General features: G+C 61.7%; 19 protein-coding genes. 10 read left to right on the forward strand and 9 right to left on the reverse strand.

Translation table 11 applies throughout. The features are described from left to right. The 10 genes from bioF (at position 1) to JMN22_RS18715 (ending at position 11822) form a co-directional block, all read left to right on the forward strand. Positions 1 to 1179 (forward strand): 8-amino-7-oxononanoate synthase, encoded by a 1179-nt coding sequence (gene bioF / locus JMN22_RS18670; protein WP_030139262.1) that lies wholly within the window; start codon positions 1 to 3, stop codon positions 1177 to 1179. After that, positions 1172 to 1903 (forward strand): alpha/beta fold hydrolase, encoded by a 732-nt coding sequence (locus tag JMN22_RS18675; protein ID WP_198797848.1) that lies wholly within the window; start codon positions 1172 to 1174, stop codon positions 1901 to 1903. Before bioF ends, JMN22_RS18675 begins: the two co-directional genes overlap by 8 nt. Beyond that, a complete protein-coding gene (bioC, locus tag JMN22_RS18680; protein WP_030139260.1) occupies positions 1896 to 2705 on the forward strand; it encodes a malonyl-ACP O-methyltransferase BioC in 810 nt (269 codons plus the stop codon). The genes JMN22_RS18675 and bioC overlap by 8 nt, the downstream gene beginning before the upstream one ends. Then, positions 2702 to 3382 carry a dethiobiotin synthase gene (bioD, locus tag JMN22_RS18685; RefSeq protein WP_198797847.1) on the forward strand — a complete coding sequence of 227 codons (681 nt, stop codon included), beginning with the start codon at positions 2702 to 2704 and terminating at the stop codon, positions 3380 to 3382. Before bioC ends, bioD begins: the two co-directional genes overlap by 4 nt. A gap of 119 nt (positions 3383 to 3501) precedes the next feature. Next, on the forward strand, positions 3502 to 3798 hold the full coding sequence (locus JMN22_RS18690) for a hypothetical protein (RefSeq protein ID WP_030139258.1): 297 nt from the start codon (positions 3502 to 3504) through the stop codon (positions 3796 to 3798). A 277-nt stretch (positions 3799 to 4075) separates the two neighbouring features. Then, complete coding sequence (locus JMN22_RS18695) at positions 4076 to 5881, forward strand: phenylacyl-CoA dehydrogenase (protein ID WP_030139257.1); 1806 nt, start codon at positions 4076 to 4078, stop codon at positions 5879 to 5881. 224 nt (positions 5882 to 6105) lie between these two features. After that, positions 6106 to 7395 (forward strand): GGDEF domain-containing protein, encoded by a 1290-nt coding sequence (locus JMN22_RS18700; RefSeq protein WP_030139256.1) that lies wholly within the window; start codon positions 6106 to 6108, stop codon positions 7393 to 7395. A gap of 91 nt (positions 7396 to 7486) precedes the next feature. Continuing rightward, positions 7487 to 9283 (forward strand): acyl-CoA dehydrogenase C-terminal domain-containing protein, encoded by a 1797-nt coding sequence (locus JMN22_RS18705; protein ID WP_198797846.1) that lies wholly within the window; start codon positions 7487 to 7489, stop codon positions 9281 to 9283. A gap of 269 nt (positions 9284 to 9552) precedes the next feature. Next, positions 9553 to 11331, forward strand: a complete 1779-nt coding sequence (locus JMN22_RS18710; RefSeq protein WP_198797845.1) for an acyl-CoA dehydrogenase C-terminal domain-containing protein — start codon at positions 9553 to 9555, stop codon at positions 11329 to 11331. Between the two features lie 332 nt (positions 11332 to 11663). Next, positions 11664 to 11822 (forward strand): YqaE/Pmp3 family membrane protein, encoded by a 159-nt coding sequence (locus tag JMN22_RS18715; RefSeq protein ID WP_003177654.1) that lies wholly within the window; start codon positions 11664 to 11666, stop codon positions 11820 to 11822. A gap of 152 nt (positions 11823 to 11974) precedes the next feature. On the opposite strand, the gene JMN22_RS18720 is transcribed toward JMN22_RS18715, so the two are convergent. The 9 genes from JMN22_RS18720 to JMN22_RS18760 form a co-directional block, all read right to left on the reverse strand. Beyond that, positions 11975 to 13801 (reverse strand): alpha/beta hydrolase family protein, encoded by a 1827-nt coding sequence (locus JMN22_RS18720; protein WP_198797844.1) that lies wholly within the window; start codon positions 13799 to 13801, stop codon positions 11975 to 11977. Further along, entirely contained in the window at positions 13767 to 14897 is a 1131-nt protein-coding gene (gene pqqE / locus JMN22_RS18725; RefSeq protein WP_206768638.1) for a pyrroloquinoline quinone biosynthesis protein PqqE, read from the reverse strand. Before pqqE ends, JMN22_RS18720 begins: the two co-directional genes overlap by 35 nt. Then, positions 14890 to 15165, reverse strand: a complete 276-nt coding sequence (pqqD, locus tag JMN22_RS18730) for a pyrroloquinoline quinone biosynthesis peptide chaperone PqqD (protein WP_030139251.1) — start codon at positions 15163 to 15165, stop codon at positions 14890 to 14892. Before pqqD ends, pqqE begins: the two co-directional genes overlap by 8 nt. After that, complete coding sequence (gene pqqC / locus JMN22_RS18735; RefSeq protein ID WP_198797842.1) at positions 15162 to 15914, reverse strand: pyrroloquinoline-quinone synthase PqqC; 753 nt, start codon at positions 15912 to 15914, stop codon at positions 15162 to 15164. Before pqqC ends, pqqD begins: the two co-directional genes overlap by 4 nt. A gap of 176 nt (positions 15915 to 16090) precedes the next feature. Beyond that, positions 16091 to 17002: a pyrroloquinoline quinone biosynthesis protein PqqB gene (gene pqqB, locus JMN22_RS18740; protein WP_198797841.1), complete on the reverse strand. Its 912-nt coding sequence runs from the start codon at positions 17000 to 17002 to the stop codon at positions 16091 to 16093. Positions 17003 to 17081: 79 nt separating this feature from the next. Beyond that, entirely contained in the window at positions 17082 to 17156 is a 75-nt protein-coding gene (gene pqqA / locus JMN22_RS18745; protein ID WP_003177660.1) for a pyrroloquinoline quinone precursor peptide PqqA, read from the reverse strand. 170 nt (positions 17157 to 17326) lie between these two features. After that, positions 17327 to 19768, reverse strand: a complete 2442-nt coding sequence (gene pqqF / locus JMN22_RS18750) for a pyrroloquinoline quinone biosynthesis protein PqqF (protein WP_198797840.1) — start codon at positions 19766 to 19768, stop codon at positions 17327 to 17329. A gap of 48 nt (positions 19769 to 19816) precedes the next feature. Continuing rightward, on the reverse strand, positions 19817 to 20611 hold the full coding sequence (locus tag JMN22_RS18755; protein WP_198797839.1) for a carbon-nitrogen hydrolase family protein: 795 nt from the start codon (positions 20609 to 20611) through the stop codon (positions 19817 to 19819). A 12-nt stretch (positions 20612 to 20623) separates the two neighbouring features. Further along, positions 20624 to 22306 (reverse strand): flavin monoamine oxidase family protein, encoded by a 1683-nt coding sequence (locus JMN22_RS18760; protein WP_198797838.1) that lies wholly within the window; start codon positions 22304 to 22306, stop codon positions 20624 to 20626. Positions 22307 to 22404 lie beyond the last annotated feature (98 nt).

Here is a 22404-nt window from a genome sequence, read left to right on the forward strand (position 1 = left end):
ATGCCCTTCGATCTCGCCGCACGCCTGGCTGCCCGTCGTGCTGAAAATCTCTATCGCCAGCGCCCGCTGCTCGAAAGCCCCCAGGGTCCGGAAGTGGTGGTCGACGGCCAGCCGCTGTTGGCGTTCTGCAACAACGATTACCTGGGCCTGGCCAATCACCCGCAAGTGATCGAGGCCTGGCGCGAAGGTGCCGCGCGTTGGGGCGTCGGCGGCGGGGCCTCTCATCTGGTAATCGGCCACAGCGGGCCGCATCACGCCTTGGAAGAAGCATTGGCCGAGCTGACCGGCCGCCCGCGGGCGTTGCTGTTCACCACCGGCTACATGGCCAATCTCGGCGCGGTCACGGCGTTGGTCGGGCAGGGCGACACCGTGCTGGAGGATCGCCTCAACCACGCTTCATTGATCGATGGCGGGTTGTTGTCCGGCGCGCGTTTCAACCGTTATCTGCACAACGATGCCCAGAGCCTGGCCCAGCGCCTGGAAAAAGCGGCTGGCAACACCTTGGTGGTCACCGATGGGGTGTTCAGCATGGATGGCGACATCGCCGACTTGCCGGCCCTCGCCCGTGAAGCCAAGGCCAGGGGTGCCTGGTTGATGGTCGATGATGCCCACGGTTTCGGCACGCTGGGCGCCACCGGCGGCGGTGTCGTCGAACATTTCGGTCTGAGCCAGGAAGACGTTCCCGTGCTGGTCGGCACGCTGGGCAAGGCGTTTGGCACCGCTGGCGCCTTTGTGGCGGGCAGTGAGGAACTGATCGAAAGCCTCGTCCAGTTCGCGCGTCCCTACATCTACACCACGAGCCAGCCACCGGCTTTGGCCTGCGCCACGCTCAAGAGCCTTGAACTGCTGCGCAGCGAACATTGGCGGCGTGAGCATTTGCAGCGACTGATTCGCCAGTTCCGCCAGGGCGCCGAGCAGATCGGTTTGCAATTGATGGACAGCTTCACGCCGATCCAGCCCATCCTGGTCGGCGCTGCCGGGCGCGCGATGCAACTGTCACGGATGCTGCGTGAACGGGGGCTGATGGTGACCGCGATCCGTCCACCGACCGTCCCCGCCGGCAGTGCTCGCCTGCGTGTGACCCTGACCGCCGCCCACAGCGAAGCCCAGGTGCAACTATTGTTAGAGGCACTGGCAGAGTGTTTTGTCCAACTGGGACCGGAGCCGAGTCATGCGTGATCGACTGATATTGCTGCCTGGTTGGGGCCTGGGCGTTTCGCCTCTCGAACCGTTGGCCGCTGCGCTGCAGGGGCTCGATGAGCACTTGCGGGTGGAAATCGAGCCCTTGCCGGTGCTGGCTTCGAGCAATCTGGCGGACTGGCTCGATGAGTTGGACGCGACGTTGCCCCAGGATGCCTGGCTCGGAGGCTGGTCCCTGGGTGGCATGTTGGCCTCGGAACTGGCGGCGCGCCGGGGCGAGCGCTGCTGTGGCGTGCTGACGTTGGCCAGTAATGTGTCTTTCGTGGCGCATGATCAATGGCCGAGCGCGATGGCCGGCGAGACCTTCGATGGGTTTCTTGCCGGGTGTGCTGCGGATCCGCGCCAGACGCTCAAGCGCTTCAGTTTGCTGTGTGCCCAAGGTTGCGGCGACCCACGGGGGTTGTCGCGATTGTTGCTCGGCGGTGCACCGAATACAGCGCCTGAAGTGCTGATGGCCGGGCTCGAGTTGTTGACGCTGCTCGACACTCGTGTGGCATTGCAGGGGTTTCGCGGCCCGCAATTGCATTTGTTTGCCGGGCTCGATGCCTTGGTGCCAGCCGAAGCGGCGGGCGAGTTGTTGGCGCTGTTGCCGGATGTCGAAATCGGCCTGATTGAACAGGCCGGCCACGCATTTCTTCTGGAAGACCCCCACGGCGTGGCGGGGGCGATCCAGGCTTTCTTGCATGAGTCTGGTGATGACTGATTTGTCCGTGAAGCTACCTGGCGCCTTGCCCGACAAACGTCAGGTCGCGGCCTCGTTTTCCCGGGCGGCGGCCAGCTATGACAGCGTCGCTGAACTGCAGCGTGACGTGGGGCAACAATTGCTCGGGCGACTGCCTTCGTCGCTCGATCCGCAGCGCTGGATGGACCTGGGCTGTGGCACCGGTTATTTCACCCGGGCCTTGGGTGCTCGTTTCGGCGAGGAGACCGGCTTCGCGCTGGATATCGCCGAGGGCATGCTCAACCATGCTCGCCCAAGAGGCGGGGCCGCGCATTTCATCGCCGGTGATGCTGAGCGGCTGCCTTTGCAGGCGGCGAGCTGTGAGTTGGTTTTCTCCAGTCTCGCGGTGCAATGGTGCGCCGATTTTGCTTCGGTGCTGAGCGAGGCCCATCGCGTATTGAAGCCGGGCGGCGTGTTTGCCTTTACCAGCCTTTGTGTCGGCACGCTGTACGAATTGCGTGACAGTTGGCGTCAGGTGGATGGCTGGGTGCATGTCAACCGTTTCCGTGATTTCGAGACATATCAACAGTTGTGCGCAAGCAGCGAATTGAATGTCCTCGGCCTGGAAAATAAGCCCCACGTATTGCACTACCCGGATGTACGTAGCCTGACCCACGAATTGAAAGCATTGGGCGCTCATAATCTGAACCCGGGCCGACCCGGAGGATTGACGGGCAGGGCGCGAATCCTCGCGCTGGTCGAAGCCTACGAGCAGTTCCGCCAGGCCCAGGGCCTGCCCGCGACCTATCAGGTGGTCTACGCCGTGTTGGAGAAACCGCTATGAGCCAGGCTTATTTCATCACCGGCACCGATACCGATGTGGGCAAGACCACCGTTGCGGCGGGCCTGCTGCACGCGGCGCGACAAGCCGGCATGAGCACGGCTGCCGGCAAACCGGTGGCCTCCGGCTGCGAGGTGACGCCCAAGGGCCTGCGCAATGCCGACGCCTTGGCGTTGCTGGCCGAGTGCTCGGTGCCGCTGACTTATGCACAGGTCAATCCGGTGGCATTCGAACCAGCCATTGCACCGCACCTGGCCGCCCGGGAAGCCGGTGTGGCATTGACGGTGCAGTCGCTGCTGGGGCCGATGCGCGAGGTGCTGGCGTTGGACGCCGACTTCACCTTGATCGAAGGCGCGGGTGGTTGGCGTGTACCGTTGGCCGGCCAGGACAATCTTTCCGATTTGGCGATAGCGCTGGGGCTGCCGGTGATCCTGGTGGTGGGCGTGCGCCTGGGGTGTATCAGCCATGCGTTGTTGACCGCCGAGGCTATTGCCCGTGACGGTTTGCAATTGGCCGGTTGGGTGGCAAATATCATCGACCCGGCCACCTCGCGCCTCGAAGAAAACCTGGCAACCCTGGCCGAACGCCTGCCAGCGCCCTGCCTGGGCCGGGTGGCGCGGATCCAGAGCGTAACGGCTGAAGCGGTGGCCGAGCACCTGCAATTGGATTTGCTGGACTGAAAACCCGCCAAGGTTTTGCCTATGACGAGGCACTGTGCCATTAGTGTTTTTGTCGGGTGTTTTTCCAGGGCTTCTGTTTCAATGCCGGTGTCGACCCCTTCAAGTAGACGAGCCCTGCCATGGAAATCTCAGGAAACACCGCGTTCTATGCCGGTCTGAGCACGATTCAGACAGGGCAGAACCGTGTCGATCAGGCCTCCAGCCAGATCGCCAACAATACAATCGAGCGTTCGGTCACCAGCCAGTCGTCCGAAGTCCAGGTCGATCGCCTGCGTTCGGTGGATCGCAGCCAGCAATCGGATGTGGCCAGCAACATGGTCGAAATGGCCCAAGGCAAGTTTCAAGTACAGCTGGGCGTGAATGTCGCCAAGGCTTCCGATGAGATGCTTGGTACGTTGATTGATACTTTCGCTTGATACAAGCACCTGAGATTTATGAGAACGCCGCGATTATTCGCGGCGTTCTTGTCTCTGGTGTCTTATTGCTCGACTAATCTTTTTTTTGCAGGCATCGCTGATTTTTCAACGCGATGGTTTTTCTGTGTCCGATATTTTCCAGGGGTCGATGACGAACGGCGAAGGATCGACGCTTGACAAGGTTTGGGCGTAAACGTATGTTTCAAACACCTGTTTGACCGCTACAACAATTCGCCGCGGTCGTTCATCCCCGGTTACATCAGCAGAGGTTATCGCTATGCCTGACTACAAGGCCCCCTTGCGTGATATTCGCTTCGTTCGTGACGAACTGCTCGGCTACGAAGCGCATTATCAGAGCCTTCCGGCTTGCCAGGACGCAACTCCGGACATGGTTGACGCCATTCTCGAAGAAGGCGCCAAGTTTTGTGAGCAGGTGCTGGCGCCGCTGAACCGCGTGGGTGACATCGAAGGTTGCACCTGGAGCGAGTCCGGCGTGAAAACCCCGACCGGCTTCAAGGAAGCCTACAAGCAGTTCGTCGAAGGCGGCTGGCCAAGCCTGGCCCACGATGTCGAGCATGGCGGTCAAGGCTTGCCGGAGTCCCTGGGCCTGGCAGTCAGCGAGATGGTCGGCGAAGCCAACTGGTCGTGGGGCATGTACCCGGGCCTGTCCCATGGTGCGATGAACACCATTTCCGAACACGGTACGCCCGAGCAGCAAGAGGCTTACCTGACCAAGCTGGTGTCCGGCGAATGGACCGGCACCATGTGCCTGACCGAACCTCACTGCGGCACCGACCTGGGCATGCTGCGCACCAAGGCCGAGCCTCAGGCCGATGGTTCCTACAAAGTGACCGGCACCAAGATCTTCATTTCGGCCGGTGAACACGACATGGCCGACAACATCGTCCACATCGTGCTGGCACGCCTGCCGGACGCACCGGCCGGCACCAAGGGCATTTCGCTGTTCATCGTGCCGAAATTCCTGCCTAACGCCGATGGCACCGTCGGCCAGCGCAATGCCGTGAGCTGTGGTTCCCTGGAACACAAGATGGGCATCCACGGCAACGCCACCTGCGTGATGAACTTCGACGCGGCCACCGGTTTCCTGATCGGCCCGGCGAACAAGGGCCTGAACTGCATGTTCACCTTTATGAACACCGCACGCCTGGGCACCGCGCTGCAAGGCCTGGCCCACGCCGAGATCGGCTTCCAGGGCGGCCTGAAATACGCCCGTGATCGCTTGCAGATGCGTTCCCTGACTGGCCCGAAAGCGCCGGACAAGGCCGCTGACCCGATCATCGTCCACCCTGACGTGCGCCGCATGCTGCTGACCATGAAAGCCTTCGCCGAAGGCAACCGGGCGATGGTCTACTTCACCGCCAAGCAGGTCGATATCGTCAAGTATGGTGTGGACGAAGAAGAGAAGAAGAAAGCCGACGCGCTGCTGGCGTTCATGACGCCGATCGCCAAGGCCTTCATGACCGAAGTCGGCTTCGAATCGGCCAACCATGGCGTGCAGATCTACGGCGGTCACGGTTTCATCGCCGAGTGGGGCATGGAGCAGAACGTGCGCGACAGCCGTATCTCGATGCTGTACGAAGGCACTACCGGCATCCAGGCCCTCGACCTGCTGGGTCGTAAAGTGCTGATGACCCAGGGCGAAGCGCTCAAGGGCTTCACCAAGATCGTCCACAAGTTCTGCCAGGGCAACGAAGGCAACGAAGCGGTCAAGGAGTTCGTGGAACCCCTGGCTGCGTTGAACAAGGAATGGGGCGAGTTGACCATGAAGGTCGGCATGGCCGCCATGAAGGATCGCGAAGAAGTGGGCGCGGCCTCGGTGGATTACCTGATGTATTCCGGCTATGCCTGCCTGGCTTACTTCTGGGCCGACATGGCGCGCCTGGCGGCGGAGAAACTCGCAGCCGGCACCAGCGAAGAAGCGTTCTACACCGCCAAGCTGCAGACTGCGCGCTTCTACTTCCAGCGCATCCTGCCGCGCACCCGCACTCACGTTGCGGCCATGCTGTCGGGCGCCAACAACCTGATGGACATGAAAGAAGAAGACTTCGCGCTGGGCTACTAAGCCTTACGCGGTTCTTCACAAAGCCGCTGCTTCTTCGGGAGCAGCGGCTTTTTCATGGTCACCACAATTTCTTTGTGGGCATCAACTGTGATCCTGAAACAATATTCATCCAACCCAACCCTAAGAAAACTTCCCCACCTGCCGTTACAGCGATGGCAGTGTGACATCGGTCACACCTCGCATGCACAATGCCATCTTTGATCAGCCGGGTCGGAGCTTTACCCTTGCCGCGTTCTTCCGCTGTACGTCTGAGCCATTTCCTACCGTCACTGCTGCTGTTGTTGTCGGGGCTTGCGGCTGCCTACGTCAAGGATCTCAACGTCTTCTTCACCTCCCTGTTCAATGTGCTGCCTACATTGGTGCTGCTTCTGGGAGGCGCGTATTGCGCCGTCTACCGCCGTCAGCGCGAGCTGTTTCTGATGGTCACGGTGTACATCGCCTACTTCCTGCTGGATACCCAGACCGATTTTTACCGCGATAACGGCAAGGTGCGTGAAGACGCGGCGGTGGTCTTCCATCTCGTCTGCCTGCTGCTGCCGCTGTTGTTCGGGCTGTTCGCCGCGTGGCAGGAGCGCACCCATCTGTTCCAGGACATGGTGGCCCGGTTCGCGGTGTTGCTGGTCTTCGGCAGCGTGGCCCTGGCGCTGGAGCAAAGTTTCCCCCAGCCGTTGTTGTTGTGGCTTTCGGAGATCCGCTGGCCCGCGTTGCACGGCGCCTGGATGAGCCTGATCCAATTGTCCTACCCAATGTTCGCGGCTGCGTTCCTGCTGCTGGCCTGGCAATACTGGCGCAACCCCCGGCCGCTGCACGCGGCGCAATTGGTGGGCTTGCTTGGCTTGTTCTGGATGCTGCCGAAAACCTTCATCCTGCCGTTCACCCTGAACATCATGTGCAGCCAAGTGATGTTGATGATCGCCGCCGCGGTTGCCCACGAGGCTTATCAAATGGCCTTCCGCGACGAACTCACCGGCCTGCCGGGACGTCGGGCGCTGAACGAACGCATGCAGCGCCTGGGGCGCAATTACGTGCTCGCAATGAGCGACGTCGACCATTTCAAGAAATTCAACGACACCCACGGCCACGACGTCGGCGACCAGGTGCTGCGCCTGGTGGCCAGCAAGCTGTCGAAGATCGGCGGTGGCGGTAGGGCGTATCGCTACGGCGGCGAGGAATTCGCCTTGGTGTTCGCAGGCAAGACCATTGATGAGTGCATGCCCCATCTGGAAGTCATCCGCCAATCCATCGAGACGTACGCGATTCAACTGCGCAATCCCGACAGCCGCCCCCAGGACGATCAACAAGGGCGCCAGCGTCGCGCCGGCGCTGGCGCCTCCAGCGTATCGGTGACCGTCAGCATCGGCGTGGCCGAGCGCATCGAGCAGCGTACGCCCGAAGAAGTGCTCAAATCGGCAGACCAGGCGCTCTATAACGCCAAGGGCGCGGGTCGAAACTGTGTGATCGCCTTCGGCCAGAATCGTCGCGGCGCGGTGCGCATGGAAGCCGCCGCGGGTTGAGTGATGATGGCGCATTCAGCGTCTGGACTGTGATTGTGAGGCTTGATGGCCGGCAGTAGGTTGGAACGATCTGCTACCGGAGAAAACCACCATGCCCGAGTACAAAGCCCCCCTGCGTGACATGCGCTTTCTGATCGACCACGTCTTCGATTTCCATGGCCGCTATGCCGAACTGGGTGCCAGCGATGCCAGTCCGGATATGGTCAGCGCCATCCTCGAGGAAGGCGCCCGGTTCTGCGAGCACGTGCTGGCGCCACTCAATCGCCCAGGTGACGAAGAGGGCTGCCATTTCGACAATGGCGTGGTGACTACGCCTACAGGTTTCAAGCAGGCTTTCGCACAGTATGTGGAAAGCGGCTGGCACGGCCTGGCGGCGGATCCGGCGTATGGTGGCCAGGGCCTGCCCAGTTCCCTGGGGTTGGTCATCAGCGAAATGATCGGGTCGAGCAACACGTCCTGGGGCATGTATCCCGGCCTGACCCACGGGGCCATGTCGGCCATCCACGCCCACGGCACCGAGGAGCAGAAGCAGACCTATCTCAGCAAACTCACCGCCGGCCAGTGGACCGGCACCATGTGCCTGACCGAAGCCCACTGCGGCACCGACCTTGGGATCATCAAGACCCGCGCCGTGCCTCAGGCTGACGGCAGTTACGCAGTGACTGGCAGCAAGATCTTCATCAGCGCCGGCGAGCACGACATGAGCGACAACATCATTCACCTGGTGCTCGCCAAGCTGCCGGATGCGCCGGCCGGCACCAAGGGTATCTCGCTGTTCATCGTGCCGAAGTTCCTGCCGGACGCCACGGGCGAGGCCGGGGGACGCAATGGCGTTTCCTGCGGGTCGATCGAGCACAAGATGGGCATCAAGGCCTCGGCCACCTGCGTGCTGAATTTTGACGGCGCCAAGGGTTTCCTGATCGGCGAGGCGAACAAGGGCCTCAATTGCATGTTCATCATGATGAACCACGCCCGCCTCGGCACTGGCATGCAGGGCCTGTGTTTGGGCGAGGCGAGTTTCCAGGGCGCGATCAAGTACGCCAACGATCGTTTGCAGATGCGTTCGCTGACTGGCCCCAAGGCACCGGAAAAAGTCGCCGATCCGATCATCGTCCATCCCGACGTGCGTCGAATGCTGTTGACGATGAAGGCCTTCAACGAAGGCAACCGGGCGCTGACGTATTTCACTGCGCAATTGCTCGACACTGCGCACCTGAGCAGCGACGAAACCGCCCGCCAGGAGGCCGAAGACTTGTTGGCTTTTCTCACGCCAATCTGCAAAGCCTTCATGACCGATACCGGACTGGAGGTGACCAACCACGGCATGCAGGTGTTTGGCGGCCACGGTTTTATCCGCGAATGGGGCATGGAGCAACTGGTGCGCGACTGTCGGATCGCGCCGATCTATGAGGGCACCAATGGCATCCAGGCCCTGGACCTGCTGGGGCGCAAGATCCTGGGCAGTCAGGGCAAGTTACTGCGCGGCTTCACCAAGGTCGTCCACAAGTTCTGCGCCGCCAATGCCGGGCATCCGCAGCTCGACGGATACGTTGCGCAGCTCGATGGCCTCAACCGGCAGTGGGGCGAACTGACGACCCAGGTTGGCATGGCAGCCATGAAAAACCCCGATGAGGTAGGGGCTGCCTCGGTGGATTACCTGATGTACAGCGGCTACATCATCCTGGCCTATCTGTGGCTGCGGATGGCGTTGGTGGCCCAGGCACAGCTCGACAGTGGCGACGGCGATGGAGATTTTTGCCGGGCCAAGCTGGCGACCTGTGAGTTTTATTTCAAGCGCCTGCTGCCGCGCACGACCGCTCATCGGGCCGCCGTCGAGGCTGGGAGTGAATGCCTGATGAAGTTGCCGGCGGAGTTGTTTGCGCTTTGATGGGCTGAGACATTCTCCGTGGCGAGGGAGCTTGCTCCCGCGTGACCGGGCTGGCGCTCCAGTGCGTAGCGCTCAAAAGAGGGCTGCTGCGCACCCCAGCGGGAGCAAGCTCCCTCGCCACGGTAAAACATCAACTTTTGGCCGTGACTAAAAATAACAAAACAGTCATGGGTTGACCCTATGTGTCGCAAAAGTTGTTGGGGTACACTCTGGCCCATTGCGAAACCGCTTTCCTACGAACCAATTGTTTAGATCTTGCGAGGTTTGCCATGGCTGACTACAAAGCGCCCCTGCGCGATATGCGCTTCGTCCTCAATGAAGTGTTCGAGGTCGCAAAACTCTGGGCCCAACTGCCGGCGCTGGCCGAGACCGTGGATGCTGAAACTGTCGAAGCGATTCTGGAGGAAGCCGGAAAGGTCACCAGTAAAAGCGTCGCCCCCCTCAGTCGTGCAGCTGACGAAGCAGGTTGTCACTGGTCGGACGGCGCTGTCACCACGCCGGCAGGTTTCCCACAGGCCTACAAGACTTACGCCGAAGGCGGTTGGGTCGGCGTTGGCGGTGATCCGGCTTATGGCGGCATGGGCATGCCCAAGGCCGTTTCGGCCCAGGTCGAGGAAATGGTCAACTCGGCCAGTCTGTCCTTCGGCCTGTATCCGATGCTGACCGCCGGGGCTTGCCTGTCGATCAACGCCCATGCAAGCGAGGAATTGAAAGCGGCGTATCTGCCGAACATGTACGCCGGTGTCTGGGCCGGTTCCATGTGCCTGACCGAGCCTCACGCCGGTACCGACCTGGGGATCATCCGCACCAAGGCGGAGCCCCAGGCTGACGGTTCCTACAAGGTCAGTGGTACGAAGATTTTCATCACTGGCGGCGAACACGACCTCACCGAAAACATCATCCACCTGGTGTTGGCGAAACTCCCGGACGCCCCGGCCGGGCCGAAAGGCATCTCGCTGTTCCTGGTGCCGAAATTCATGGTCAATGCCGACGGCAGCCTGGGCGCGCGGAACGCGGCCAACTGCGGGTCGATCGAACACAAGATGGGTATCCAGGCGTCCGCCACGTGCGTGATGAACTTCGACGAGGCCGTGGGTTATCTGGTCGGCGAGCCGAACAAAGGCCTGGCGGCGATGTTCACCATGATGAACTACGAGCGCCTGGGCGTCGGTATCCAGGGCCTGGCCACCGGCGAGCGCTCCTACCAGAACGCCATCGAATACGCCCGTGACCGCCTGCAAAGCCGCTCGCCAACCGGCGCGCAGAACAAGGACAAGGTCGCCGACCCGATCATCGTCCACCCGGACGTGCGTCGCATGCTGCTGACCATGAAAGCCTCGAACGAGGGTGGCCGCGCGTTCTCCACCTACGTCGCGATGCAACTGGATACCGCGAAGTTCAGCGAAGACCCCGCCACCCGCAAGCGTGCGGAAGATCTGGTCGCGCTGTTGACCCCCGTCGCCAAGGCCTTCCTCACCGACCTGGGTCTGGAAACCACCGTTCACGGCCAGCAGATTTTTGGCGGTCACGGCTACATTCGCGAATGGGGCCAGGAGCAACTGGTGCGCGACGTGCGCATCACACAAATCTACGAAGGCACCAACGGTATCCAGGCGCTGGATCTGGTGGGACGCAAGATCGTCGGCAGTGGCGGGGCGTTCTATAAATTGTTCGCCGATGAGATTCGCCATTTCACCGCCACGGCAAGCAGCGAGTTGTCGGAGTTCACCAAGCCGTTGAACGATGCCGTCGGCACGCTGGACGAACTGACCGAATGGCTGCTCGATCGGGCGAAAAACAACCCGAACGAAATCGGCGCGGCGTCGGTGGAATACCTCCAGGCATTTGGCTACACCGCATACGCCTACATGTGGGCGCTCATGGCCAGGGCGGCCCTGGGCAAGGAAAGCCAGGATGGTTTCTATGCCAGCAAGCTGGGCACGGCGCGATTCTACTTCGCCCGCCTGTTGCCGCGGATCCATTCCCTGAGCGCTTCGGTGAAGGCCGGCAGTGAGTCGTTGTTCCTGCTGGAACCCGGCCAATTCTGAAACATGCCGTCATGTAAGCAAATGCTTACATGACGTGCTGGCGATTTCCCTCTATCGTCCGATTGGATCCAGGGCTAATCTAGCTTCCATGGACGTAGCGCAGGACGCGCAAAAGTAACAACACGGACACGTAGGATTCTGCCAGGAAGGCGGAGTGAAATGGATGTCAGGGAAACAGTCTGCAAAGCCCCGCTTCGGCGGGGTTTTCTTTTGTCCGCGTTTTTTATCGGCGGACGCTTTCGAGGCCTCCCGCGAGCAATTACTGAACCCCGACGAGCGGGCAGGTGTCCATGGCTATGGCAACGTGGCCATCGCTCATCAGGGAGTCATCCATGGATTTCATTCGCATCATCATCGCCATCCTGCTGCCACCGCTGGGTGTGTTCCTGCAAGTCGGTTTCGGCGGGGCTTTCTGGCTGAATATCCTGCTGACGCTGTTGGGTTATATCCCCGGCATCGTGCACGCGGTGTATATCATCGCCAAGCGCTAGAGTCCTGCAGTCAAAGGATTCCCTTATTTGAGGATCCCTTTGTGGCGAGGGAGCTTGCTCCCGCTCGATTGCGCAGCGTTCGCAAAAAGCTTGGGGCCGCTTCGCGACCCAGCGGGAGCAAGCTCCCTCGCCACAAAAGCGCGCCGCTTTTTTTATAAGCAAGCCCCTATTACCTTTCGATAAAACAACCACTCATGCTCCAGCGCATGTGCCTGGTTCACGGCCTTGCGAAAGCCGTGGCGCTCGTCGGCGTAGTAGTGCGCCTCCACTGGAACACCTTTGTCCTCCAATGCCTTGACCATATCGCGGGTCTGCTGCGGCACGACCACGGCATCCAGCTCGCCTTGGAAAAAAATCATCGGCGCGCGGATCCGGTCTGCGTGAAGCAACGGAGTACGGGCCCGGTAACGCCCGGCATCTACGTGCGGGTCGCCGATCAGCCAGTCCAGATAGTCGCCTTCGAACTTATGCGTGGCGCGGCCCAGGGCAAGCGGGTCGCTCACGCCGTAGAGGCTGGCTCCGCCACGGAACACATCCCGGAACGCCAAGGCGCAAAGGGTCGTATACCCACCGGCGCTGCCGCCACGAATGAAGGCGCAGCGGCCATCGACCAGGCCTTGCTCATCCAGGTACGCAACGACGGCGCAGGCATCCTCGACGTCCACCACGCCCCAATTCAGATGCAATGCCTGCCGGTAGGCGCGGCCATAACCACTGCTGCCGCGGTAGTTGAGATCGGCCACGGCAAAGCCGCGCTGGGTCCAGTACTGGATGCGCGGATCAAATATCGGATAACAGGCGGAAGTCGGCCCGCCATGGATGAATACCACCAGCGGCGGTTTCGGGTTGGCGTCCATGGCCGGATAAAAGAACCCGTGGGCTTCACTTGAAGCAACGGGGTAGCGCAGGGTCTGTGGACGGCTGATCTGTTCGGCCAATAGCGGCGCAATGCCGCCAGCCAGCACGGTGATGTCGTGGCCCTGTCGTTCGATGGCAATGACCGCCGACGGGCTGGTTGGCGAGGCGGCAATGGCGTAGATGAAACGCCCATCCAGCGCCAGGCTGCGAAAGCGGCTGTAGGTCCCGGTGAAATCCTCGGTTGCGTCGCCATGGCACAAGCCCAGCCGACCAAAACCGCCCTCGGTCCAACTCGCCAGGTAAGTTTCTTCGTCGACGGGCAGCCAGGTACAACCGCCCAATTGCCAAGGCGCGGGGGCATGATCGACTTCGGCGGCAGCCAACGGTTTCAGGACACCCGCGTTCTCACCCCAAGGCTGCCAGTAACCACCTCGATCGGTCAGGCAATAAAGACGATTGGAAGCGTCGAAGCGCGGTTGCTGGATGGACTCCTCCGCCCCGTGACCCGCCACGCAGACCGGTTCGCCCCAACCTGCATCGTTGCGCTCGGCCAGCATCAGCCGCGTGGCCGTCCAGGACTGGTGCGGGCGACTCCACTCGATCCAGGCGAGACGATTTTGATCCGGACTCAGGATCGGCGCGGCATAGAAATCCGCGCCTTCGGCCAATACGCATCGCTGATTATCGGTCAGCCCGATCGACACCAGACGATGCTGGTTGGCCTGTTCTTCGACCGCTAGCACATGCCCTGCGGCGAAGTGCAGATCGCCATATCGACGCTCACCCGAGGTCAACGCCACGGGGCGCGGGTCTCCCAGCGATTGGTGATACAGCTGTTGGTCGGCCTCGTTGACAAACAGCACGCCGTCATCGCTCAGGCAGAACGACCCGCCGCCATACTCATAGACCCGGCTGCGCACGCTGAAGCCATCCGGGGTCAGGCAATGCGCCTTGCCATCTCGCCAATGCCAGATCCGACAGGCTCCGTCAGCGGGGCGGTATTCATTCCAGAACAGGCCCAGGGGCCCGAGTTGCAGTTCGGCAAAGTCGATGCCTGCCGCGACAGCCTGGGCGGCGCTGAGCGGATCAGCCTTTAACGATGAGGCGTGAGTTTCGTTCATTACGAAAGGCCATTTGCTCAATGGTTTGCGTGGCGTGCTCGGCGTCTTCGCGAGCCTGAAGAATTATCCCATGGTGTTCGGATTTACTGCACACCGGGTCGGCATTGCTGGCATCGCCCGTGAGCATGAACGCCTGGCAACGGCAGCCGCCAAAGTCCTTTTCCTTCTCATCGCACGAGCGGCAGGGCTCGGGCATCCAGTCGTAACCGCGGAAACGGTTGAAGCCGAACGAGTCGTACCAGATGTGCTGCATGCTGTGGTCGCGCACATTCGGGAACTGCACCGGCATCTGCCGGGCGCCGTGACACGGCAATGCCGTGCCGTCCGGCGTGACGGTGAGAAAAATGCTGCCCCAGCCGTTCATGCAGCCCTTGGGGCGTTCTTCGTAGTAGTCCGGGGTCACGAAGATCAGCTTGCACGGGTTGCCTTCGGCTTCCAGCTTGGCCCGGTATTCGTTGGTGATGCGCTCGGCCCGCACCAGCTGTTCCCGGGTCGGCAGCAGGCCGACGCGGTTGAGCTGCGCCCAGCCGTAGAACTGGCACGTGGCGAGTTCGACGAAGTCTGCCTCGAGGGCGATGCACAGCTCGATGATACGGTCGATCTTGTCGATGTTGTGCCGATGGGTCACGAAGTTCAGCACCATGGGATAGCCGTGGGCTTTCACCGCCCGGGCCATTTCGAGTTTTTGCGCAAAGGCTTTCTTCGAGCCGGCCAGCAGGTTGTTCACCTGCTCGTCGCTGGCCTGGAAACTGATCTGGATGTGGTCCAGGCCAGCCTTCTTGAAGTCGCTGATCTTCTGTTCGGTCAGGCCGATGCCTGAGGTGATCAGGTTGGTGTAGAAACCCAGCTTGCGCGCCTCGCCGATCAGCTCGGCCAGGTCCTGGCGCACCAGCGGCTCGCCGCCGGAAAAGCCCAATTGCGCGGCGCCCATTTCTCGCGCCTCGCGGAACACCTTGAACCACTGCTCCGTGCTGAGCTCCTTGCCTTGCTCGGCAAAGTCCAGCGGGTTGGAGCAGTACGGGCATTGCAGCGGGCAGCGATAGGTCAGCTCGGCCAGCAGCCACAACGGCAGGCCAACGGCGGGCTTCTCAGGCAAGGGTGATCCAGTGCTGTGCACGGGCGACCTCCATGAATTGCTCGATGTCGTCACCGAGCTCTGGCACACCGGGAAATTGTTTATCCAGCTCAGCAATGATTGCCGCCACATCGCGTTCGCCATCAATCAGGCCACCGATCAGCGCAGCGCTGTCGTTCAGCTTGATCATGCCTTCAGGATAGAGCAGCACGTGGCCTTTCTGGGCCGGTTCGTACTGGAAGCGATAGCCGGGGCGCCAGTTGGGGGTTTGGCTGCGATCGAAACTCATAGGGTAATTCCTTTATGCCAAACCCGTTGGTCGGTCACGGTGTGATAGGGCGGGCGATTCAGTTCGTAGGCCATGCTCATGGCGTCGAGCATGCTCCAGAGAATGTCCAGTTTGAACTGGAGGATTTCCAGCATGCGGTCCTGGCCAGCGCGCGTGGTGTAGTGCTGCAACGTGATCGCCAAGCCATGCTCCACGTCGCGCCGGGCCTGGCCCAGGCGGGTGCGGAAGTATTCGTAGCCGGTCGGGTCGATCCACGGGTAATGCTGGGGCCAGCTGTCGAGGCGCGACTGGTGGATCTGCGGGGCGAACAGTTCGGTCAACGAGCTGCTCGCGGCTTCCTGCCAACTGGCCCGGCGGGCGAAGTTGACGTAGGCGTCCACCGCGAAGCGCACGCCCGGCAGTACCAGTTCCTGGGAGCGCAGTTGATCGGGGTTAAGTCCCACCGCTTGGCCCAGCCGCAGCCAGGCTTCGATGCCGCCGTCTTCGCCCGGGGCGCCATCATGGTCGAGCAGCCGCTGGATCCACTCGCGGCGGATCTCCCGGTCCGGGCAGTTGGCCAGGATCGCGGCATCCTTGAGCGGGATGTTTACCTGATAGTAAAAGCGGTTCGCGACCCAACCCTGGATCTGCTCGCGAGTGGCGCGGCCTTCATACATCGCCACGTGATAGGGGTGATGAATGTGGTAATAGGCGCCCTTGGCACGCAGGGCCGCTTCGAACTCGGCGGGGGACAGGGGGGTGTCAGTCATTTTGGTTCTCCGGGAAATACCCGCGGGTTCTGTGGTGTCAGGGCAGGCCCCATCGCGAGCGCGCTCGCTCCCACACTGGTTGTGCTGTGAATCCAATATCAGTACGACTCGGACAACTGTGGGAGCGAGCTTGCTCGCGATGAGGCCCGCTGGTCCCCGCAGTCGTTCAGCCCTTCCTACAACTCGATACTCATCCCGTCGAAAGCCACTTCAACGTTCCTGCGCACCAGCTCGGCCCGCTCGGGCGAATCTTCGTCAAGGATCGGGTTGGTGTTGTTGATATGGATAAGGACCTTGCGCTGCTCGGGCAGTTGCTCCAGCACTTCGAGCATGCCGCCCGGACCATTCTGGGCCAGGTGGCCCATTTCCCGGCCAGTTCGGGTGCCGACGCCACGGCGCTGCATTTCATCGTCGTCCCACATCGTGCCGTCCACCAACAGGCAATCGCTGCCGGCCATGATCTGTAGCAACGACTCGTCGACCTTGCCCAGGCCTGGGGCGTAGAACAGCTTGCCGCCGGTGCGCAGGTCTTCGACGATCAGCCCGATGTTGTCGCCCGGGTGCGGGTCGAAGCGGTGCGGTGAATAGGGCGGGGCGGCGCTGCGCAACGGCAGCGGGGTGAAGCGCAGGTTCGGGCAGGCGGCGATGGTGAAACGCTGGTCGAGTTCGATGCGGTTCCAACTCAGCCCGCCGTTCCAGTGGGTCAACATGTTGAACAGCGGGAAGCCAGTGCTCAGGTCTTCATGGACCATGTCGGTACACCAGACCTGGTGCGGGCAGCCTTCGCGCAGGCTGAGCAGGCCGGTGGTGTGGTCGATCTGGCTGTCCATCAGGATGATCGCGCCAATGCCTGTGTCCCGCAGGGCCCGGCCAGGCTGCATAGGGGCGAAACCCTGGAGTTGGGCGCGGATGTCCGGTGAGGCGTTGCACAACACCCAGCTCACGCCGTCATCGGAAATCGCGATGGACGACTGGGTACGCGCCTGGGCCCGCAGGCTGCCGTTGCGAAAACCTGCGCAATTGGCGCAGTTGCAGTTCCACTGGGGGAAACCGCCGCCGGCGGCGGAACCTAGAATCTGGACGAACATGGCCGCTCCATCTGCAAACCGAAATAAAAAACGCCCCGGATGACCGAGGCGTGGTGTTGCTTACTACCGCCTGCAGCTATCAACGGCTGGCGAAGTACATGGTGACTTCGAAGCCGATACGCAGATCGATATATGCGGGTTTGGACCAGGACATGGGAATACTCCTTTGGTTGGGATGCTTCGGTTAGATGGTACAGGTGGAGCCTATACATATAGTCCACCTCCGCAGGGAGATGTTCAGATGCTTAGGCGGCTATGTTACTAAATCTGACAAATTCGTTCGCCGCGATTCTTTGAGAAAGCTCGTTGCACGGTCCGTAACGATCAATGCCCCGCTTGCCAAGGCATTCCCGGACACGGCGCGTTGCTCAGGCAATACCGTCCGCCATGGGCGGCGGCCAGGCGCTGGGCCGCGTCTATCAAGTGTCTGCGCGTGATAGCTGTTATGGCGTCGGGTAACTGTTGAAGGTAGTCCGAGGGACGACCGGCCAGCTTGCCTTGCCAGAGCACTTCGGCGACCTGGGCAACCGGCAGCACGGTACTTTGCAGCTGGCTGCCCAGGGCTTGTCGATGGCTGGCCAGGGTCGCATCGTCAATCTGCTCGATCAGCTCCACCAAGCCGTCCAGGAACTGCTCCATGTGCTCGACCAACTGCGCCGCCGACGCCGTGGGGGATTGCGCGCCCAGCAACAAGCCGGTCCGGCCGTCGATCTGTTTCAAGCCACTGAACACCGCATAGCCCAACTGCAACTCGACCCGCAGGCGTTGGTAGTACGGGACTTGGCACAGATGGGCAAGCAGGCGCCACGCGGCTTCATCGGCCAAATCCTGGGTGGGCGTGGGACAGAACAGCAGCACGGCCTGTTCGTCGCCTTGGGTCTGGAGCGAATGCCAGCGACGCATCGGCGCAGGCACGCTCGTTGTCGGAGCTTCCTCTCGGGCGATACCAGGGACTCGCGCCAATACGGGCCCAATGGCGGCCTGGGTGGCTGCCGACAGACCGACGGCCAAACCGTCCCAGTGGGCGTGCGCCCAGACACCCTGATCGCTGCCGGATGAGGGTTGCGAGGATGACCGTGGGTTTTGCTGGCAATGATTCGGCAATTCGCGCAACAGCTGTCGGATCGGTATCAGCGGCGCGTCGTCCCGGGCCGGGACGGGCGGCAGTGGCTGTCCCAGCTTCGTCAGCAAGTGCTCAAGGACCAACGGCATCGGTGCCTGCAAGCCGAGCAGTTTCAATAGCCATTGCTGGCCGCTGGGTTCAAAGGCGATGTCGACACCGGCCTGCCGGGCATCTTCCTGCAAGTCCGCCAACTGCCGATCAAGCCTGGATTTCAGACTGAGCGGGGTTTGTGCCGGCAATTGCCAGCGCAGATACACCGCACCCTCAGGTGAGGTGTCCGGCAATGCCTGGCTGAACTGCATGGGCGAGCGCTCCCGGCGGCCCCGGCTGCGGTCCTGGGCAAATGTGCGCAAGCCACGGTGGGCGCTGGTCTGGCCGCGGATCAAACCGGCGCGGGGTGGTTCACTGATGGTTTGCAGAAATGGGTTGGGCGCTGGCACGTGCCATTGTCCGGCGACGTTCTCCACAGCGTGCAGTTGCCTGAGGATTTCCCTGAGGCGTATCAAGTCGTTTTCCGACAGCGGACCTTCGCGTCCTTCGCAGTCCCAGCGCGCCAGTTGCAAGGCGGTCGCGGTCTCTTGCTGACGTTGCCGAAGCGTGGTGTATGCCTGGCGCAGTGATGCCCAGTCGTCCTGGGCGGCAAAAAAGCCCAGCCAATCGCGCAGCAACGGTCGGCTATCGGTGGGTGTTTGTCCGTTATCGAGCTTGAGTTCGATATGCAGCAGCGCTTGGCCGGCAAATTCATACAACGCGGTGGCCTTGAGGCTGTCAGCCAGGCCTTGCTGGCGCAATGTCGCGAGCAAGCCGCCAGGCTTAGGGTTGTTCAGCCAGTGGCACAGGAAATCCAAGGCTCGGGGCGAGGCGGCGGGCAGGTGTTCGAAGGCGAACAGCAAGTCGAGGCCGCCTTCCCGCGTCTGCTGATAACTGGCGCCGGCGGACGCCATGAGCCTCGGCGGTGCCTGCCGGATCGCTGCTTCATGGGTGGGCACGTGCTCACTGAATTGGATGGCCAGGGTTCGCAAGGCTTCGACGTCCTGCGGGCCAGCCAGGCTCAGGGTCATTTGGCCGCTCTGATAGAAACACTGGTAGAAATCCCGCAGTGCCGTTTGGAATTCCGGCTGTGATACGCCGAGGCTGTCGCGATTGCCCGCATGAAAGCCCCGTAGCGGATGTCTCGCCGCTAACCCTTCGTACAAGGCCATCTGTCGCTGGGCCGCCGCGTCCTGGGACCAGGCGACGAATTCAGCGTGGAGGACCTCGCGTTCGCGCATTTGATCGTTTTCGTCCAGGCGCGGATGGACGAGCATATCGGCCAGCCGTTCCAGTCCGCCGGGCAGGGCTGCCGGTGGCAACTCCAGGAAAAAGTCGGTGGTGCGTTCGCTGGTGCACGCATTGATTTGCCCGCCGTGACCTTGCACGTAGGCCATCAGGTGCTGTCCGGTAGGAAAGCGTTCTGTCCCCAGGAAGAAAAGATGCTCGAGGAAATGCGCCAGGCCCGGCCAAGCCTCGGGCGCATCGTGGCTGCCAGCCGCCACCCGCAACACAGCGGCGCAGCGCTTGAGGCCGGGAACATGACGCAATGTCACCTGCAGGCCGTTGGCCAGGGTTTCAATGTGGGGGCGGAGGGGATCGGGGACCGGCATGAGCGCTTCCAGGATGGGGATGCGCTCATGCTAGCGGATTAGGCCGGATCAGTGTTTAGGCAAGTCGCCATAAAGCGCGGGGCGACGGTCGTGCAGGTAGTTGTAGGCCGCGCGGGAGTCATCGATCAGCTGTCGATCGAGATCGCCCACGATCAATGCTTCGTCCAGGCCCGCCAACGCCGGCCGACTGCCGTCCGGTGCGGCGATGCTGCTCTGGCCGCAATACTGCAATTCGCCTTCGTGGCCGCAATAATTGGCGTAGGCGACGAAGCACTGGTTCTCGATCGCCCGTGCGCGCACGGTGACATCGGCGATGAACTCGTAGGGTTGCATGTTGGCGGTCGGCACCAGGATCAGTTCGGCGCCGGCCAAGGCCAGGCGCCGCGCGTTTTCCGGGAACTCCAGGTCATAGCAGATCAGGAAACCGAGCTTCCAGCCGTTGAGTTCCACGATCGGCAACGCCGCGTCGCCGGCGCTGAACATCGTGTGGTCCAAGTCACCGAACAGGTGGCTCTTGCGGTAGTTGGCCAGGCGTTCACCGTGGGCATCGATCAGTTGGACAGCGTTGTAGATCTGCCCGTCTTCACTGCGTTCAGGGTAGCCATAGAGAATCGCCAGGCCGGCCGCCTTGGCGATACGGCCGATCTGCTGCGCCCATTCACCGTTGTAGACCTCCGCCAGGACATTCACCGCGTCGACCCCGATGTTGTAGCCGGTGAGGAACATTTCCGGCACCACCAGCACATCCGCGCCCCTGGCTTCCAGCGCGATTTGATGCAGGCGCTGCAGGTTGCCGGCCGGGTCCATGGGCAACGGTGGGCATTGGTAAAGGGCTACGCGCATCGACAACTCCTTTTATTCGGGCAGGGCGATCGGACCGATTTCGTCGAACACATCACCTGGACCCGGGTTCTCGGGGTGAGTCTCACCGCCGAAGTGTTTCATGATTCCCCACACGGCGTTGAGCGAGGTCTGTACCGCCCCTTCAACCCAGGCGGGTGTCCATGAGACGTCGTCGCCGGCGATAAAGATCCCTTTTTGTTCGGCTGGCATGTCGTCCTGCATGAAATGCGCGTACATGCGCTGGTTATAGCGATAGTGGCCCGGCAAGGCGCCCTTGAATGCGCCGAGGAAGTAAGGGTCCGCTTCCCAGGACACGGTGATCGGTTCGCCAATGATCCGCGCGGCGATGTCCACCTTCGGATAAATCTTCTTCAGGGCATCGAGGGCCAGCTTCACCCGTTTTTCCACCGGATAAGGCAGCATTTTCAGCGCATCGCTCATCCACGAATACGACAGGCAGATCACGCCCGGCTTGTCGTCGCCATTGTCGAACAGGTAGGTGCCACGGGTCAGGCGGTCGGTGAGGGTCATGCTCATCAGGTCGCGTCCGGTTTCCGGATCCTTGTCCTTCCAGAACGGCCGGTCGACCATCACGAAGGTCTTCGACGACTGCATGTAGCGGGTGCGGTCCAGGGCCATCCACAGTTTCTGCGAGAACAGCGCCTCCTCGCATTCGATCTGGGTGGTCAACAGCCACGTCTGGCAGGTGACCAGCACGGCGGCATATTCGCGCGTGTCGCCCCAGACGTCGGTGACGCTGAACCGGTCATTATCGGCCCGAGCGATGCGTTTCACGCCGGCACGAGGCGCGCCCAGGTGCAGCGAATTGAGGCTGGTGCCTGCTGGCCAGTGTGCGCAACGCTCCGGCACGTGCTTCCAGATACCGTGAGGCACCTGTTCCACACCGCCGACGACCAGGTGTTGATGATCATCACAGTTGGTCATTACCACACGGAAGATTTCCAGCATCGAGTTGGGGAAGTCCGAGTCCCAGCCGCCCGTGCCGAAGCCGACCTGGCCGAACACTTCGCGGTGCAGGAACGAGAGCTTGGCGAACGCCTTGGAGGTGGCGACGAAATCATAGAAGGTGCGGTCATCCCACAGCGGCACCAGGGTGTTCCACAGTTCCTTGAGGCGCGGTACGTCGCGGTCGCGGATCGCTTGCTGGATCTCGCTGAAGCGTGAGCCAGCCTCCAATGCGTCGGCCCAGGCGTCGGCGACTTCCTGGAACAGCGCGGGAAGGTCGGCCATGCTTTCTGCATAGTAAGTCTGGCCTTCCAGGTCAATGACGGTGCTGCCCGAGGCCGAAGTCAACGGGTTGGGAAAGGGTTTGGTCTCCAGGCCCAGCTTGTCGACGTAGTGATAGAACGCCGTGGACGACACCGGGAACCGCATGCCGCCGAGCTCGGCAATGATGCCTTCGGCGCCGTTGAACGCCTGGGAGCGCAGGCGCCCGCCCATTTTCGACGCTTCGTAGACCACGGGCTTGAGGCCCAGCTTCATCAACTCGTACGCCGCCACCAGGCCAGCGATGCCGGCACCGACAATCGCCACTTCGGCGCCGTGATTATGTTCCGGAATGACGCCCAGGCCGGCCGGGTGTTCGATCCAGTCGTCAAAGGCGAACGGAAAATCCGGCCCAAAAATGGTGATGGGTTTCTTGCCGTCTGCTGGGTGGCGATTGTTCTTGTTCATGGCGGACCTTGATGGGCGACTCGACGCGACGTTCGCGTCTGAGTATAGGAAAAGATGCCAGCCATTCTAGAGAGGGAGAAACACGTTAATAAGACGCA

Source organism: Pseudomonas sp. HB05, assembly GCF_016756915.1.
Taxonomy (GTDB): domain Bacteria; phylum Pseudomonadota; class Gammaproteobacteria; order Pseudomonadales; family Pseudomonadaceae; genus Aquipseudomonas; species Aquipseudomonas alvandae.

Excerpts from the sequence above, each read along its gene's own strand:
- pqqB (WP_198797841.1), bottom strand. The coding sequence starts at position 17,002 with ATGTTCGTCCAGATTCTAGGTTCCGCCGCCGGCGGCGGTTTCCCCCAG.
- JMN22_RS18695 (WP_030139257.1), top strand. The coding sequence starts at position 4,076 with ATGCCTGACTACAAGGCCCCCTTGCGTGATATTCGCTTCGTTCGTGAC.
- JMN22_RS18710 (WP_198797845.1), top strand. The coding sequence starts at position 9,553 with ATGGCTGACTACAAAGCGCCCCTGCGCGATATGCGCTTCGTCCTCAAT.
- JMN22_RS18690 (WP_030139258.1), top strand. The coding sequence starts at position 3,502 with ATGGAAATCTCAGGAAACACCGCGTTCTATGCCGGTCTGAGCACGATT.
- JMN22_RS18755 (WP_198797839.1), bottom strand. The coding sequence starts at position 20,611 with ATGCGCGTAGCCCTTTACCAATGCCCACCGTTGCCCATGGACCCGGCC.
- pqqD (WP_030139251.1), bottom strand. The coding sequence starts at position 15,165 with ATGAGTTTCGATCGCAGCCAAACCCCCAACTGGCGCCCCGGCTATCGC.
- bioF (WP_030139262.1), top strand. The coding sequence starts at position 1 with ATGCCCTTCGATCTCGCCGCACGCCTGGCTGCCCGTCGTGCTGAAAAT.
- JMN22_RS18760 (WP_198797838.1), bottom strand. The coding sequence starts at position 22,306 with ATGAACAAGAACAATCGCCACCCAGCAGACGGCAAGAAACCCATCACC.
- JMN22_RS18675 (WP_198797848.1), top strand. The coding sequence starts at position 1,172 with ATGCGTGATCGACTGATATTGCTGCCTGGTTGGGGCCTGGGCGTTTCG.
- JMN22_RS18720 (WP_198797844.1), bottom strand. The coding sequence starts at position 13,801 with ATGAACGAAACTCACGCCTCATCGTTAAAGGCTGATCCGCTCAGCGCC.
- bioD (WP_198797847.1), top strand. The coding sequence starts at position 2,702 with ATGAGCCAGGCTTATTTCATCACCGGCACCGATACCGATGTGGGCAAG.
- pqqF (WP_198797840.1), bottom strand. The coding sequence starts at position 19,768 with ATGCCGGTCCCCGATCCCCTCCGCCCCCACATTGAAACCCTGGCCAAC.
- JMN22_RS18705 (WP_198797846.1), top strand. The coding sequence starts at position 7,487 with ATGCCCGAGTACAAAGCCCCCCTGCGTGACATGCGCTTTCTGATCGAC.
- JMN22_RS18715 (WP_003177654.1), top strand. The coding sequence starts at position 11,664 with ATGGATTTCATTCGCATCATCATCGCCATCCTGCTGCCACCGCTGGGT.
- pqqC (WP_198797842.1), bottom strand. The coding sequence starts at position 15,914 with ATGACTGACACCCCCCTGTCCCCCGCCGAGTTCGAAGCGGCCCTGCGT.
- bioC (WP_030139260.1), top strand. The coding sequence starts at position 1,896 with ATGACTGATTTGTCCGTGAAGCTACCTGGCGCCTTGCCCGACAAACGT.